Genomic DNA, 14,522 nt, shown 5'->3' with positions numbered 1-14,522 from the left:
TACAGTATAAGACAGAGAAGCATCAAAATGAAAAATAAGATAAGAAAAGCATCGCTGGCCATTGTGTTGTGTGTTGGCTACGCATTTATGAACGGTGTTCAGGCCCAGAACAACGGCTGGGGCGAAGGAGCAAAGCTGGAAGATGCAGAAGTTGTTGTAGAGAAGAACCGCGTTATTGAACTGCCAAATGCAGCCCGTAACTTCGAGAAGTTTAAAGTAGATCCGCCGGCAGTAGCTGACCGGAATGTGCGTTACCGTTTTGAAGATTACCGTTTGCCAGAGCAGGACATTGAATTGCAGATGCGCGTGCTAACTATAAAGCAGGATGAACTGACCAAACTATACGGCAACTATCTGAAGGCTGGTTTTGGCAACTATGCCACGTTGTACCTGAAAGGTTATTTCCATAACAAGCGTTCTGAAACTTCATCCTTCGGAGCAAACTTCAGCCACGTTGGTTCTGCACGCGGCCCGGAGGTAAAAGACCAGTCTGCAGTTTCGAACAGTAGCGTAGGCGTACATGGCGAACGTTATCTGCCTGGTTTTACAATTGGCGGCCGCTTAGGCTATGAGCGCGATAAGAATCATTTTTACGGTTACGCGCCAAGCCTGCAGGATGAAGTGGACAAAGACACTACAAAGCAGATCTTCAACCGTATTAACGCCAAAGGGTACATACATAACCAGACATCAGAATCACCTTTTTTATATAAGGCGGGTGTAAAACTGAATTACCTGAACGACCGCTACGACATGAGCGAAGCCAACATCGGCTTAAACCTGAACTCTGAATATACCATTGACGAGACATCAGGCTTTAAGGTAGATGCTGACCTGTCGTTTGTCCAGCACAAAGATTCTAGCAGTGTGTCGCGTACATTCTTTAAGCTTAACCCGAGCTACGAGCGCCAGTTTGGTGCAGCCCGTGTAACTATAGGAGCAAACGTAGCTTACACCGGCGATAATGTAAATGATGCGCGTCAGTTCAATATCTATCCGCAGTTCAGAATAGGAGTAGAGCCTATTAAAGATAACCTGTTGTTATACGCTGGTTTAGGTGGTGACTTGCAAAGAGTTACTTTATATGAGCTGACAAAAGAGAACCCATGGATCGCACCTAATGTAGAGGTGGCCGATATCAATAAAGGACTAGAAGTATATGGCGGGTTCTCGGCTAATTTATCGAACTATGTGCACCTGACCGGGCGTGTAGCTTACCAGAATTACCGTAACCTTTACTTCTATAACAACTCCAGAGCCGATTCTACCAAGTTTGACCTGGTGTATGACGACGGTGTAACAAATGTTTTAAATATTTATTCGGAAGCCGTTTTCGATTATATTGATGAAGTTCGTCTTGGTTTAAAGCTTGATTATAACAAATATAACACAGCATCTTTAGACCAACCCTTCCACCGTCCGGAGCTGATGGCGAGTGTTTTTGCGACCTATAACTTCTACGATAAGATTCTCTTTAATTCAGAACTTTACTATATTGGGAGTTCTTTCGGGCGTGTGTACAGACCGGATGGTTCGTTCGTGACCCAAGAGACAAGCAATATCATCGATCTGAATTTAAAAGCGGACTATAAATTCACAAATACCTTTACCGTGTTTATGATGGCCAATAATATACTTGGCAACAAATACGAAAGGTTTGTAAATTACCCCGTGAAGAGTATAAACGTGATAGGAGGCGTAACCTATTCATTCTAGTAAACCTATGGTAGCAAAGCACATAAAGTCCTTGCTCTATGAACACGACTGTGTCATCATCCCGGGATTTGGCGGGCTGATAACCCGTTATGTACCTGCCATGGTACATCCGGTGAAACACACCATTGCACCACCATCCAAGCGGGTGGCTTTTAACGAAAAACTGATCTTAACAGATGGGTTGCTCATCAATACAATTGCCTACCATAATGGCATCTCGACAGGTGAGGCACAGCAAATGGTGGCAGCTTTCGTTACACAAGCCAATAACCAGCTTAAAACCGATAATCGCTTCGAGCTGAGCGATATTGGTGTTTTCAGGTATAATGCGGCGCATCGTTTAGAGTTTGAATACAAAGAAGGGGATAACCTGTTGGAGGCCAGCTTTGGCTTACCGGAAATTTCGGCAAGGCCAGTGCGTGCAGAAGAATCTGTAGTACTCCGTACGCTGCAGAAAAACCGTGAACAGGATGTGCCACAACAAGGCAATAAATTTAAGCGCCGCCTTCGTAGGGTTTATAGTACAGCGGCCGGGTTGGTAATTGCCGGCTTAACCGGTTCTGCCCTGTACATGCTATCTATTCAAACTGAATACAACTTGAGCAGCCTTAACCCGATCGCGCTGTTTACAAATGCAACAATAAATAACCAGGCTGCTGCTTCTGACTATACCTCAGATTATGTACCGGTTTCGGAAGAGGAGCGCTTGGCCATTTACCAGAATCTTTTACTTAATGCCAATGCAGCAACTTCGGATGATGTTGCTTTTGCAATTTCTGAAACAGATAATAGCGAAATTAATCTTCAGGCTGAAAGCGATACATTAGCAGAAGTCGCAGAAACTGCAGTAAATGAGGTGGTTGTAGAAGAGCCTGTAGTTGAGCCGGTACTTACTGTAAGTGAAAGAACCGGTCGCTTTTATATAATTACGGGTGGCTATTCTCGTTTAAAGAATGCTGAAACAGGCCGCGAAGCTATCCGTGAAAATGGCCACGATGGCAAAGTGCTTACACCTTTAAAAGGTAGCCGCCTTTTCCGTGTATCTGCCGCTGATTTTGCTACAGCCGAAGAAGCACAGGCCGCCATGAACGAATACAGAAAAACTTACGGAAATTCCATCTGGGTACTCAATAACTAACATGACATCACTCTTATTACAAATTACTACCGGAGCACCTGCCGATACGACTGCGCTTGCAGAAGGTGCAACTGCTGCTGCTGATTCTTCTGTTTCATTGATAGATCTGGCGCTTGCCGGAGGCTGGGCTATGATCCCTTTGGCTGTATTATCGCTGGCTGCAGTTTATATTTTTGTGGAGCGCTATTTAACTCTTAAGAAAGCTGCCAAGAACCCTGAAGGTTTTAACGACCGCATAAAGAGCATGGTATTGGCCGGCGATATTAATGGTGCAAAAATGCTTTGTGCGCAGACAAACACACCTGTTTCCAGAATGCTGTCAAAAGGTGTTAGCCGTATCGGTAACCCGCTTAAGAACATCGAAACTTCTATCGAGAACGTTGGTAAAATCGAGATCAGCAGACTGGAGCGTAACCTGGCATCTCTGGCAACTATAGCTGGTGCTGCCCCGATGCTTGGTTTCCTGGGTACTGTAACCGGTATGATCCAGGCGTTTATTGCTATTGCACAGGCTGAAGGTTCTGTTAGCCCGCAGCTATTATCTGGTGGTATTTACCAGGCAATGGTAACGACTGCTGCTGGTCTTATCATTGGTCTGCCGGCTTATGTAGGGTATAACTACCTGGTTACCAAAATCGACAACATTGTACACAATATGGAATATTCGTCTATCGAATTCCTCGATCTGTTACAAGAACCACAACTATAAGCATGAATTTACGCTCTAAAAACAGGATAAGCCCCGATTTCAGCATGTCGTCGATGACAGACATCATCTTCCTGTTGCTGATATTCTTTATGCTTACCTCAAACTTTGTTACGCCTTCAGGTTTGCCTGTAAGTTTGCCATCCAGCAAAACATCTAACATTGTAATGCAGAAGATCGGGATAACTATAACCGAGGACTTAAAGTATTACTTGAACGAAAAACCTGTTGCCCTGGAAGACATCGAGCCACAACTGGCAGCACTTTTGCAGGGAACTCAGGAAGGGGAAGGAGTCGTTGTATTACATGTAGACAAGACAGTGCCGGTTGAGCACCTTGCCCGCGTTGCAGGAATAGCTGCTAACATGAATGCGAAAGTTACATTGGCCACGTTGCCGGAATAAGTTTTAAAATAAACTATGTCATTAGCCTTAACAAGAGAAGAAGAAAAGGATAGGAAGATTGCCGCTGGCATAAGCGTGGCAGTTCATATTATCCTGCTTTTACTTCTGATCTATATAATGGCCTGGCGCGCACCAGATCCGCCTGCAGCCGAGCTTGGCATTGAGCTGAACTTTGGCATGGACCAGGTGGGAAGTGGCGATGTACAAACTATGGCAACGCCAAATGAGTCGAAAAACGTAGAGGACAGCAAGCCTGCACCAACACAGCCCGATGCACGCCCGGAACCTGAACCAGTAGTTACCCCAACGCCGCCACAGCCTGTTGAGACACCAAAAGTACAGACCACGACAGCAGATGCTCCGGTTTCGGTAAAAGAGGAGGTGAAACCACAACCTAAGCCACAACCAAAAGAAGAAGTAGTTAAAAAGGAGCCTGAGAAGCCAAAAGCACTTTACCCGGGCAAACCAACTACAAGCACAGGAACCGGCAAGAGCGGCACTTCTGATGAAGCTACCGGTAATAACAACGGCGATAACCCGGGAACTGTAGGCGACAAAGGCGATCCGGATGGAAAGTTGGATGCGAAAGCGCTTTATGGTAAATCAGGTGGTGGAGCTGGTGGTGCACTTAGTATGGCCGGATGGGGATGGGGAGATATTCCTAAACCTCGTGATACATCCAGCGAAAGCGGCAAAATCGTTATCAAGATCTTTGTAAACGAAGACGGTATAGTTGAAAGAGCTATTGTAGTTGAATCAACAGTATCTCCGCAAGTGGCAGAACTATACCGCAAAGAAGTTTTCAGTAAAGCAACCTTTGTAAGAACATCAAGCGGAACAGGTGGTGCCTCCGGGCTTATAACCTATACGCTAAGAACAAGATAGCTACTTTAATGACCTATCAAGAAGTATTGGATTATCTATACCAGCAATTGCCGATGTTTCAACGCATCGGCAATGCTGCTTTTAAGAAGTCCCTCGACAACATTATCGCGCTCTGCGATGCGCTCGGAAATCCGCAGAACAATTATAAAACCATACATGTAGCCGGCACCAACGGAAAAGGCAGCAGCTCGCATATGCTGGCAGCGGTGTTGCAGGAGTCTGGTTACAAGACAGGGCTTTATACGTCTCCGCACCTAAAATCTTTTACAGAGCGCGTTCGCGTTAATGGCTTTGAGATTTCGGAGCAATACCTGATAGATTTTGTAGAGAACTATAAACAACTTTTTGAAGAAGTGCAGCCTTCGTTTTTTGAAATGACAGTTGCGCTTGCCTTTAAATATTTTGCAGATGAAAATGTAGATGTAGCTGTTATTGAAGTTGGATTGGGCGGCAGACTTGATTCTACAAACATCATTACCCCTGAGGCGTCGCTTATAACCAACATTGGTTTTGATCATCAGAATTTATTAGGAGATACTTTACAGGAAATAGCGGGAGAAAAAGCTGGTATCATTAAGCCTGGTATTCCGGCAACTATAAGCCTGAAGCAACCTGAGATAGAAAGTGTATTTCTGGAGAGATCTGCTGCTGTAGTTGCCCCTTTATATTTCGCTACTGACAACTATAGTGTAGAACTAAAAAGCCACACACTGGAACAGCAGTTGTTTGATGTGTACAGACAGGGCAAACTATACTTACCTGAACTACAACTAGATCTTACCGGAATTTACCAGCGTTATAACCTTCCGGGCGTACTACAAACTATAGATCTATTAACAGAGCGCGGCTTTAAAATTACTGAAGAAGCGATTAGAAACGGACTTGCAAATACAAAACAATTAACCGGACTGAAGGGGAGATGGCAGGTGTTGAGCTATAGTCCGTTAACTATTTGTGATACTGGCCATAACGTGGATGGAGTTAATCAGATACTTGCACAGTTACATAACCTGCAACCGAAGCAGGTGCACTTTGTATTTGGGGCAGTAAATGATAAAGATATTACCACGATCCTGGCAATGCTGCCTAAAAACTATGGTTACTATTTTTGCCAGGCAACTATACCTCGCGCTTTACCGGTTTCAGAGTTACAGCAGAAGGCCGATCTGGTTGGTTTAAAGGGTAAAAGCTATGCTACGGTGGCAGAAGCAATTATGGCTGCAAAGGAAAATGCTGCTTCGGATGAGGTTATTTTTATTGGCGGCAGTACCTTTGTGGTTGCAGAGATTGAAGAACTATAAATAATGAGCAGATCGAAATTAGCGAAATTCGCAACTATAGCCGAGCGCGATAATGTGGTGCAGGATGGTGATGAAAAATATGGTAAGCTTGCCGGCAAGTGGCGTTCAGAGCATTTTGGTAATGATAACCCGATAGTATTAGAAATTGGCTGTGGCCGTGGTGAATATACGGTTGGCATGGCTCGTCTGCATCCTGAAAAAAATTTTATAGGCATCGATATTAAAGGTAACCGCATCTGGAAAGGAAGCTCGATGGCAGTTGAAGAAGGCCTAGACAATGTAGCGTTCCTGCGCACTTTTATTGAAACCGTTTCGGATCATTTTGCTGAAGGCGAAGTTGATGAGATCTGGATAACATTCCCGGACCCGCGCCCGAAAGACCGGGATATCAAGCGCCGTTTGACGTCGCCGCGTTTTCAGGAGATGTATAAGTTTATGCTGAAGCGCGATGGCATCATTCACTTGAAAACAGATAACCAGCCGCTGTTCGATTATACCTTAGAAGTATTGCAGGATAGAAAAATAAAGCATCTGGTATCTACCACCGACCTCTATAGTTCAGACCTGCAGGAGCACACCATGGGCATCTACACTACCTACGAAAAACGCTACCTCGCTGAAGGCATCGCAATTAAGTATCTGCAGTACAAGCCGGTGAAGGAAAGTTAGAAAGTTTGGAAGTTAGAAGGTTAGAAAGTTGATTTATACTTTGAATAAAATAAGAAACGCCCGCTGAACTATAAATTCGACGGGCGTTTTATTTTCTTACTCTTGTAGAAGCAAAGCGTATTACAAGGTCTATTAACTTTTAACCTTCTAACTTCCAAACTTTCTAACTATAAACTAGTCTTCCAGCTCTTCAAAAATGTCCTGGAATTCGTCGAAGTTTTTGTAGCCCGGACGTATTTCTTCGCCTCCTTGTAAGCCTATGCCAGTTGGTTTTACATTGTTTACGATAGGCATAACATTCTCTTTGTTCAGTCCGAAACCGATGTAAACCTTGTGCTTTTTAGAAACTTCGCGCAGAAGCTTTTCATTGGTCTCATCAATGTTGTTAAAGTCGGTAGAGTAAATGATGAAGCTGTCTACAACCGGGCTGTAAAGGTCCATCATTTCCAGCAGTTCGCTAACTACGGTGTCTTTATTGATGAAGACCTTCTGAATTACCGGCCGGCTGATTTCTTCAATTTCGTCGATCAGGTAAGGCGTGTCGAGTTGGATCAGGTCGAGGTTAAATTCATCAGCCAACTCATTTATGATCTCAGGCTTTGCTCTTTCAAACTCACCAGCCAGTTTTACGCCCGACACCCAACCTGTAATTTCTTTCAGTGTTTGCGGCTGCACACGATTTGGGTCATCCAGTTTTAGGTTAAATCCGATCACATCAACACCCATGCCGGCACAATAGCGTGCATCGCTCAGGTTATTCACTCCATTTACTATTACTGAGGTACGTAAGCCCATAATATCTTTTTACTTAAACTATAAGTTTGCTCTTCTGTTATACTTTCAAGTGCCAAAGTAAGCCCGATTACCTTTTTAAAGCAACAATTTTCATCTTTAACTATAGTTTACGGCGTTGCACAGCTCCAATATTAGCTTTACTGAAATCTTTATTACTGCCGGGTTGTTGCTATATTTGTACCAGATTTTAATTGACGAATTTTTTAGTACCTTATATACATGAGTAAATTAGGAAGGGTTTTAGTTGCCATGAGCGGCGGAATAGATAGTTCTGTGGCGGCAGTTATGTTGCACGAGCAGGGCTACGAAGTGGTTGGTATGACCATGAAAACCTGGGATTATGCCTCCAGTGGCGGTAGCAAAAAAGAAACAGGCTGCTGCTCCCTCGACTCTATTAACGATGCCCGTAACATAGCCGTTCAACTTGGTTTCCCGCATTATATTATAGATATCCGTGAAGAGTTCGGTGATTTTGTGATCAACCACTTTACCGACGAATACATGGCCGGCCGCACGCCAAACCCTTGTGTACTTTGTAATACCCACATTAAATGGGATGCATTGTTGCGCCGTGCCGACCAACTGGGATGCGATTTTATTGCTACAGGTCATTATGCCAATATCCGTGAAGAAAATGGCCGTTATGTGATCTCTAAAGGATTGGATGAAAACAAAGACCAGTCGTATGCCCTGTGGGGAATTTCGCAGAAGAGCCTGGCGCGAACTATATTCCCGCTCGGAAATCTGCGTAAGTCTGAGATCCGCCAGATGGCCCTTGACCGTGGCTTTACGGAATTGGTTAACAAACCGGAGTCTTACGAGATATGCTTTATCCCTGATAATGATTACCGTGGTTTCCTGAAGCGACGCATCGAAGGACTGGAAGAGCAGGTTGCCGGTGGCGAGTTTGTGTTGGAAGACGGAACTATAGTTGGTACCCACGAAGGTTACCCATTCTATACTATTGGTCAGCGTAAAGGCCTTGGCGTTGCGCTTGGTTTCCCAGCCTATGTTACCCGCATCGAGAAAGAGAATAACCGCGTAATTTTAGGTAACTTCGAAGACCTGGCTAAAAACGCGATGACGGTTGGCAAGCTGAACATGGTGAAATATGATAACCTGATAGACAGACCTATACCAACTATAACCAAAGTGCGTTACAACGATTCTGGCACCGAAGCTATAGTGGAACAGGAAGGCGATAAAATGAAAGTGCATTTCCTGCACGGAGTTCATGCCATTGCACCAGGTCAGGCTGCCGTTTTTTATGAAGGGAATGATGTAGTTGGTGGTGGCTGGATTGAAACAAACTATAACCTCGACTATACATTAGACGTTCTGCCATCATGATAAAAAATTTGTTGTGCTGGATACTACTGGCTTTTGTTGTGGTTAGCTGCGACAAAAGCTATGTAACACCCGATCCTGTAGCCCGTGGCCTTAACTTTTACCCCCTAGAAGTTGGCGATTACCGGATCTATGATGTTACCGACATAAAATACCAGCATAACGTACCTACCGAACTTAACTTCCAGATGCGCGAGTGGGTAGCTGATTCGTTCATGGACCAGACCAATACCCTTACTTATAAGATCATCCGATCAATCAGAGCAAATGCTGAAAGTGAATGGGAAGATGATTCTGTGATGACCGTAACCAAGAATCATAACATGGTTACGCTTACCAAAGACAATACAAAGTATGTGAAAATGGTTTTCCCGGTGGAAGAAGGAAAGACATGGCACCACGATGCTTTTAATGATCGTTATGATTCTGATTTGACAGATAAAGAACTTTCTACTTATGTTGACTTAGACCAGCCTTTTTCACACGCTGACCTCCAATTTGATCAGACTTTAACTGTATTGCAACAAGGTATATTTGTTAGTCCCAGTCTTGGAAAGGATGAAAGAAAGGAAGTATATGCCAGAAATGTAGGTCTTATCTACAGGTTATTCAATCGGCAGAAATATGAGCCGTGTTCTGATTGTCCAGATGAAACAGAACCATACATCCTTGACGGCCACGAACGTCACGAAGTATTAATAGAGCACGGTAAACTATAGTTATATGCAAAGACTTGTACTTCTGATGCTATTCCTGTTTTGTTTTGGCAGCTTGCATGCCCAACAGACGGAGCCAAAGAAGTATCTTGTTTACCTTTCTGATAAAAATAACACCCCTTATACTATACAACAGCCGGCGCAGTTTCTGAGCGAAAAAGCCATTGCACGTCGGCAACGCCAGCAAATTTCTGTTACAACCCGCGACCTGCCTGTTAACCCGGCTTACGTGCAAACTATAAAAGGCACCGGGGTTGAGGTGTGGTACACGTCCCGGTGGTTTAATGCAGTTGTGGTGAGAGGAACAGCAGAACAGCTTGCCCAGGTAAATGCCTTATCATTTGTAAAGAACTCCCGCTCTCTGAATAGAATTTCAAGCCCTTCAGCTACCAACGGGACTTTGGCCGTCAAAAATAGCTCTGGTACATCTTCGGAAGCTCTGAATACTATGCTTGCGCCTGGCGATTATGGGTTGGCTTATCATCAGGCAAATATGCTGGGTGCAACTGAACTGCACGATGCCGGCTTTCATGGGGAGGGTATGACCATTGCTGTACTGGATGCTGGCTTCCCGGGTGTAAACACCATTCCTGCCTTCGCGCATCTCTACCAAAACAACCAGGTCATTGGTACCTTTGACTTTGTGACCAGAACTGAAAATGTATATGGCGCTAATGCTCACGGTACATCAGTGCTGTCAACGATGGCGGCTTATTTGCCAGGCAAAATGATCGGGACTGCCTATAAAGCTAATTACTTGTTATTGCGCACCGAAGACGCGCCTACGGAACATAATATTGAAGAAGTGAACTGGCTGATAGCTGCTGAATATGCTGATAGTGCCGGGGCCGATGTTATCAATTCATCTTTAGGATATACTGTTTTTGATGCACCCTCGGTAAGCTATAGTTATGAGCAGATGGATGGCAATACTACTATAGTAGCCAGAGCCGCTGATTTTGCTGCTGCAACCGGTATATTAGTAGTTACCAGCGCTGGAAACGATGGAAATAAAACCTGGAAATACATTTCTTCACCAGCTGATGCGGATTCTGTGCTGACAGTTGGGGCAGTTGATTCGCTGGGTGTAGTAGCGTCGTTCAGTTCGCGAGGGCCAACCGCAGACGGACGCATTAAGCCGGATGTAGTAGCGCTTGGCGCGAATGCGTACGTTCTGAATTCGGCGGGGAATCTGGTTAAGAGCAATGGCACCTCTTTTTCGGGACCAATAATGGCTGGCTTTGCAACAACTCTATGGCAGGCTAATCTCTCTAAAACCAATTACGAGATCATTCAGCTAATCCATAGGTTAGGCAGTAAAGCCAGTGCTCCTGATAATACATTGGGCTATGGTATTCCGAACTATAGCCGCATTGTTACAGGCTTGCCTACGCTGGGTGCTGAAGAAGGAGTAGCTCTTGTAAATCCGGTTACTGGTAATGATTTGATAATACTGTTAGCTGATAACTGGCGAATACAGCTTACTGAGCTACAAATTATAGATGCTACCGGCAAACTTATTCTTAAAAAGATGCTGCAGCCTGACCAGGAGCGGCAAACAATAGATCTGCAAGCACTGGCGCTGCAAAAAGGCGTTTACCTATGCCGGTTTATATCCGGAAACCAGATCGCTACCATTCGTTTTGTAAAACTATAGTTTACGGGTTTTGCCCTGACTATAAACCTATAGCAATAAAATTGATACCTTTGCCGGCATGAGACCACTAATCGCACCATCTGTACTTGCTTCCGATTTTGCCAACCTGCAATCCGAAGTTGAAATGCTGAACAAAAGCCAGGCCGACTGGCTGCATATTGATATCATGGACGGCCGTTTTGTGCCTAATATTTCTTTCGGTTTCCCGGTGATGCAGGCCATTAAAAAGCACGCCCAAAAGCCAATGGATGTACACCTGATGATTGTGGAGCCGGAACTATACATTGAGCAGTTTCGCGCAGCCGGTGCCGATGTTATCTCGGTGCACATAGAAGCCTGCAACCATTTGCACCGCACCATTCAGCAGATAAAAGCTACCGGAGCAAAGGCTGGCGTTGCTGTAAATCCGCATACTTCCGTAAACCTGCTGGACGATATCATTGCTGACCTGGACCTTGTTTGTATTATGTCGGTAAACCCTGGGTTTGGCGGACAGAAGTTTATAGAGAACACTTATCGTAAGACAGAAGCTTTAAAGAACCTGATCATACAGCGTAATTCTCAGTCGCTTATCGAAATTGATGGAGGCGTAAATCAGCAGAATGCACCTAAGCTTTTACAGAGCGGAGCAGATGTACTGGTGGCCGGCAGCTTCGTATTTACTGCCGAAGACCCTATCGCAACTATAGCTAACCTGAAGCAATCATCTAACTAATTTTTGCCTGATGCTGAAATACCTTTCGGTGTGGTGTATGTTGCTTTTGCCGCTGGGTGTTTTGGCACAACAGGCAACAATTAAAGGCACCGTTCGCACACCGGATAATGCGCCGCTGGAACTGGCAACGGTAGGTATTAAAGGCACAACCATAGGTACTCAGACAGATGCAAACAGTGCGTTTACGTTAACCGTTCCTGCTGAAGAACAGTTAGAAGTTGTAGTGCGTTGCCTGGGTTATAAGGAATTGATTCATAAAGCCAAAGTTGCTGCTGGTGAAACTATAACTATAATTCTTGTGATTCAGCCAGATCCGAAGCAGCTGGGTACTGTGGAGGTACGTGGCAAGCGCGATGGCGACACCCGCGAACAGGCCAGCACTACCAAACTGGATCCGCGCCTTACCAGGAACCTGCCATCAGCCTACGGCGATTTTAACAAGATACTGGTTACCTTGCCCGGCGTAAGCAGCAACAACGAACTATCAAGCACATACTCGGTACGGGGCGGTAACTACGACGAGAACCTGGTGTATGTGAATGGTATCGAGATCTATCGTCCGTTCCTGATAAGTAATGCGCAGCAGGAAGGCCTCAGCTTTGTAAACCCCGACCTTGTCGGCAATATCGAATTCTCTTCTGGTGGCTGGCAACCCAAGTTTGGCGATAAATTGTCGTCGGTGCTGAACATCGACTATAAAAAGCCCACCTCACTTGCTGCAACTATAACCGGCGGTTTAACCGGCGGCTCCGTGCACCTCGAGAATGCATCGAGAAACAAGAAAATAACATATTTGCTCGGCGTACGCCATAAAAATGCGCAATACATGCTGCAAGGGCTTCAAACTGATGGTGATTATCAACCTAAGTTCTCGGATGCGCAGGCGTATGTAACGATAGATCTGAGCAAAGGAGTTGAGCCGACCGGGAAAACTACACTGGGCATCCTTACAAGCTATGCTACCAATAATTTCCTGGTTATCCCGGAGTCGAGAGTAACTACATTTGGCACACGCCAGGTGCCGCTCAGGCTTTTTGTTGGCTTCGATGGCCGCGAGAAGATGGACTATAACACTTACCAGGCGGGCGTGAACCTGGCACATCAGTTTACTGCCAACTATAGTTCGGAGCTTATAATTACTGGTGTGGAGTCTAGGGAGCGTGAATTTCGAGACATTGAGGCCGGCTATCGCATATGTGAAATGGATAACAGCGGCAACTTTGAGGAGTGCCAGATGGTACTTGGGATTGGCAGCGAATTTAACCATGCCCGTAATGCACTGCTCGCCCGCGTACTGACTGCCGAATTAAAAAACTCATGGCAACTAAATCAGCGAAATAACCTACAGTTCGGTTTTAAAGCAGGCCTGGAGAAAATTGAAGACGAGTTGGACGAGTACGGTTTTGCTGACTCCTCAGACTACGTTACCCAAACATACGCCCTGCAATCCGATCTAGATCTGAATACGCAGCGCTACAATGCCTACCTGCAGCACACTATAGATCTTGATTCGTTAAAAACCCTGACCTACGGGTTACGGGCTAGCTACTGGAACTATACCAACGAGTGGCTTCTATCGCCAAGGGTACAGTATTCTTTTATTACGCGTCGTAATCCTGACCTATCCTTTAAAGCTGCTTTGGGTGTGTATTACCAACCACCGTTCTACCGCGAACTTCGCGATTTTGATGGCATTTTGAATCCGGACCTGAAAGCACAGCGATCTATTCATGCTATAGTTGGCAGCGATTATCTTTTCAAAGCCTGGGACCGCGACTTTAAATTAACCTCCGAAATCTACTATAAACACCTGACCAATGTAGTACCCTATGATATTGACAACGTGCGCCTGCGCTATTATGCCAAAAACAATGCAAAGGCTTACGCTGCTGGTTTTGATGTACGCGTGAACGGGGAGTTTATAAAAGGAGCGGAGTCGTGGCTGAGTTTAGGTTTGATGCGGACAAGGGAAGATGTAGCAGGTGATTCTGTGAATGTGTATGGGCCGGAAGGAAAAGTAACAGGCAGACAAGAGCAGGGCTATATCCGCAGACCATCCGATCAGTTAGTAAATATCGGTGTTTTTTTCCAGGACCATCTGCCTGATAACCCAACTATAAGAATGTACCTGAACCTTGTGTATGGGAGCGGCTTGCCATTCGGGCCGCCACGTCAGCCGGAGTTCCGGAATTCATTCACAGGCAAGTCGTACAAGCGCGTAGATATTGGTTTCTCTAAAGTACTTGTTCTGGAAAACGACCTTGTGGAGCAAAATCGGTTCTCGCTGGAGAGTTTATGGATAGGGCTGGAAGTACTGAACATAATAGATGCCAATAACCGGGTGTCTTACACGTATGTAAACGACATGAACGGCATTACCTATGCTGTGCCTAATTACCTGACCGGCCGTCGGTTAAACCTTCGGTTTGTTGCTAAATTTTAAGGTTTAGACAAAAAAAGAGCCTGCATTTCT

The 14,522-nt window shown here is 45.1% G+C and carries 13 protein-coding genes; 12 read left to right on the top strand and 1 reads right to left on the bottom strand.

Annotated elements, in window-relative coordinates; all coding sequences use genetic code 11:
• Nucleotides 1-27: 27 nt before the first annotated feature.
• From ABS362_RS11495 to trmB, 7 genes are read left to right on the top strand one after another with little or no spacing between them, the layout of a single operon-like run.
• Nucleotides 28-1,716 carry a TonB-dependent receptor gene (locus ABS362_RS11495; RefSeq protein WP_350412625.1) on the top strand — a complete coding sequence of 563 codons (1,689 nt, stop codon included), beginning with the start codon at nt 28-30 and terminating at the stop codon, nt 1,714-1,716.
• Nucleotides 1,717-1,723: 7 nt separating this feature from the next.
• Complete coding sequence (locus tag ABS362_RS11490) at nt 1,724-2,854, top strand: HU domain-containing protein (RefSeq protein WP_350412624.1); 1,131 nt, start codon at nt 1,724-1,726, stop codon at nt 2,852-2,854.
• 1 nt (nt 2,855) lies between these two features.
• Complete coding sequence (locus ABS362_RS11485) at nt 2,856-3,563, top strand: MotA/TolQ/ExbB proton channel family protein (protein WP_350412623.1); 708 nt, start codon at nt 2,856-2,858, stop codon at nt 3,561-3,563.
• A gap of 2 nt (nt 3,564-3,565) precedes the next feature.
• Nucleotides 3,566-3,964 (top strand): ExbD/TolR family protein, encoded by a 399-nt coding sequence (locus ABS362_RS11480; RefSeq protein ID WP_350412622.1) that lies wholly within the window; start codon nt 3,566-3,568, stop codon nt 3,962-3,964.
• A gap of 15 nt (nt 3,965-3,979) precedes the next feature.
• Nucleotides 3,980-4,849, top strand: coding sequence for a hypothetical protein (locus tag ABS362_RS11475; protein ID WP_350412621.1), 870 nt, complete (start codon nt 3,980-3,982; stop codon nt 4,847-4,849).
• A gap of 8 nt (nt 4,850-4,857) precedes the next feature.
• Nucleotides 4,858-6,150, top strand: coding sequence for a bifunctional folylpolyglutamate synthase/dihydrofolate synthase (locus ABS362_RS11470; RefSeq protein ID WP_350412620.1), 1,293 nt, complete (start codon nt 4,858-4,860; stop codon nt 6,148-6,150).
• Between the two features lie 3 nt (nt 6,151-6,153).
• Nucleotides 6,154-6,819, top strand: a complete 666-nt coding sequence (gene trmB / locus ABS362_RS11465; protein ID WP_350412619.1) for a tRNA (guanosine(46)-N7)-methyltransferase TrmB — start codon at nt 6,154-6,156, stop codon at nt 6,817-6,819.
• A gap of 174 nt (nt 6,820-6,993) precedes the next feature.
• Here trmB and trpF read toward each other — a convergent pair whose 3' ends face one another.
• Nucleotides 6,994-7,614: a phosphoribosylanthranilate isomerase gene (gene trpF, locus ABS362_RS11460; protein ID WP_350412618.1), complete on the bottom strand. Its 621-nt coding sequence runs from the start codon at nt 7,612-7,614 to the stop codon at nt 6,994-6,996.
• A 219-nt stretch (nt 7,615-7,833) separates the two neighbouring features.
• On the opposite strand from trpF, the gene mnmA reads away from it, so the two are divergent.
• From mnmA to ABS362_RS11425, 5 genes are read left to right on the top strand one after another with little or no spacing between them, the layout of a single operon-like run.
• Nucleotides 7,834-8,964, top strand: a complete 1,131-nt coding sequence (gene mnmA / locus ABS362_RS11455; protein ID WP_350412617.1) for a tRNA 2-thiouridine(34) synthase MnmA — start codon at nt 7,834-7,836, stop codon at nt 8,962-8,964.
• Nucleotides 8,961-9,680 carry a hypothetical protein gene (locus tag ABS362_RS11450; protein WP_350412616.1) on the top strand — a complete coding sequence of 240 codons (720 nt, stop codon included), beginning with the start codon at nt 8,961-8,963 and terminating at the stop codon, nt 9,678-9,680. The genes mnmA and ABS362_RS11450 overlap by 4 nt, the downstream gene beginning before the upstream one ends.
• Before the next feature lie 4 nt (nt 9,681-9,684).
• The gene (locus ABS362_RS11445; RefSeq protein WP_350412615.1) at nt 9,685-11,334 is read left to right on the top strand and encodes a S8 family serine peptidase; all 1,650 of its coding nucleotides are present in this window, start codon (nt 9,685-9,687) and stop codon (nt 11,332-11,334) included.
• Nucleotides 11,335-11,392: 58 nt separating this feature from the next.
• Nucleotides 11,393-12,049, top strand: a complete 657-nt coding sequence (gene rpe / locus ABS362_RS11440; protein WP_350412614.1) for a ribulose-phosphate 3-epimerase — start codon at nt 11,393-11,395, stop codon at nt 12,047-12,049.
• A gap of 10 nt (nt 12,050-12,059) precedes the next feature.
• Nucleotides 12,060-14,492, top strand: coding sequence for a TonB-dependent receptor (locus ABS362_RS11425; protein WP_434086523.1), 2,433 nt, complete (start codon nt 12,060-12,062; stop codon nt 14,490-14,492).
• The last annotated feature ends 30 nt before the right edge of the window (nt 14,493-14,522 follow it).

This window comes from Pontibacter populi (assembly GCF_040278685.1).
In the GTDB taxonomy this organism is placed as follows: Bacteria; Bacteroidota; Bacteroidia; order Cytophagales; family Hymenobacteraceae; genus Pontibacter; species Pontibacter populi.
This window is presented reverse-complemented; position numbering and strand designations above follow the sequence as displayed.

What these genes read in the sequence shown, in the direction of transcription:
- ABS362_RS11445 (WP_350412615.1), top strand. Translation starts at nt 9,685, where the DNA reads ATGCAAAGACTTGTACTTCTGATGCTATTCCTGTTTTGTTTTGGCAGC.
- mnmA (WP_350412617.1), top strand. Translation starts at nt 7,834, where the DNA reads ATGAGTAAATTAGGAAGGGTTTTAGTTGCCATGAGCGGCGGAATAGAT.
- ABS362_RS11485 (WP_350412623.1), top strand. Translation starts at nt 2,856, where the DNA reads ATGACATCACTCTTATTACAAATTACTACCGGAGCACCTGCCGATACG.
- trmB (WP_350412619.1), top strand. Translation starts at nt 6,154, where the DNA reads ATGAGCAGATCGAAATTAGCGAAATTCGCAACTATAGCCGAGCGCGAT.
- ABS362_RS11495 (WP_350412625.1), top strand. Translation starts at nt 28, where the DNA reads ATGAAAAATAAGATAAGAAAAGCATCGCTGGCCATTGTGTTGTGTGTT.
- ABS362_RS11475 (WP_350412621.1), top strand. Translation starts at nt 3,980, where the DNA reads ATGTCATTAGCCTTAACAAGAGAAGAAGAAAAGGATAGGAAGATTGCC.
- ABS362_RS11470 (WP_350412620.1), top strand. Translation starts at nt 4,858, where the DNA reads ATGACCTATCAAGAAGTATTGGATTATCTATACCAGCAATTGCCGATG.
- trpF (WP_350412618.1), bottom strand. Translation starts at nt 7,614, where the DNA reads ATGGGCTTACGTACCTCAGTAATAGTAAATGGAGTGAATAACCTGAGC.
- ABS362_RS11450 (WP_350412616.1), top strand. Translation starts at nt 8,961, where the DNA reads ATGATAAAAAATTTGTTGTGCTGGATACTACTGGCTTTTGTTGTGGTT.
- rpe (WP_350412614.1), top strand. Translation starts at nt 11,393, where the DNA reads ATGAGACCACTAATCGCACCATCTGTACTTGCTTCCGATTTTGCCAAC.
- ABS362_RS11425 (WP_434086523.1), top strand. Translation starts at nt 12,060, where the DNA reads ATGCTGAAATACCTTTCGGTGTGGTGTATGTTGCTTTTGCCGCTGGGT.
- ABS362_RS11480 (WP_350412622.1), top strand. Translation starts at nt 3,566, where the DNA reads ATGAATTTACGCTCTAAAAACAGGATAAGCCCCGATTTCAGCATGTCG.
- ABS362_RS11490 (WP_350412624.1), top strand. Translation starts at nt 1,724, where the DNA reads ATGGTAGCAAAGCACATAAAGTCCTTGCTCTATGAACACGACTGTGTC.